Below are 664 nucleotides of genomic sequence, written 5' to 3' on the forward strand. Positions count from 1 at the left end.
CCTGCGCGCGCTGGGCGGATGGGGCTTGCCACGGTGCGGAAGAGGCCAGCGCCAGTTCCACATCTGCGGTACTGGCCGGGGCGACCGCTCCGGGGCGGTCTTGTGGCTGGGCGGGGTTGGTGACGGGCTGATCGCCTTTGGGGCGCGCATCGTCTGACAGCAGGGGCTGCGCGTACCAGTGATGTGCACGAAAGGCATCGCGCGCGGCGTCGATCCGATCCAGCGTGGGCGTGTGCTGCAGGTCGAACCCGCGCGAATTCGGGCGCTCGGGCTGGAACAGGTCGGGGCCGGTGGGCAAGGGGCGGGCGGCGTCGATGATCGTGACAAAGGGATCGGCGGCGACCTCTTCGGGCGGGACCGTCTCATCGACGATCTGGTTCACGAAGGAGGAATTCGCGCCATTTTCCAACAACCGCCGCACCAGATAGGCCAGCAGGTCACGATGGGCACCCACCGGCGCATAGATGCGGCAGCGGGTGGCGTTCTGGTCCTTGACCAGCCCGTGCAGCGTCTCGCCCATGCCGTGCAGGCGCTGGAATTCGAACGGCTGTCCCTCGGCCATATGCAGGATCGCGCTGACCGTATGGGCGTTATGGGTTGCGAACTGCGGATAGATCCGATCGGTCATGCCCAGCAGTTTGCGCGCATTGGCGATGTAGGAAAT

The 664-nt window shown here is 66.3% G+C and carries 1 protein-coding gene; it reads right to left on the minus strand.

The window, feature by feature from the left end:
- Positions 1-664, minus strand: a 664-nt coding sequence (locus tag ACR0MQ_RS22960; RefSeq protein WP_480611287.1) for a proline dehydrogenase family protein, incomplete at both ends; no start/stop codon positions are given.

The organism is Ruegeria sp. AN6 (assembly GCF_056540425.1).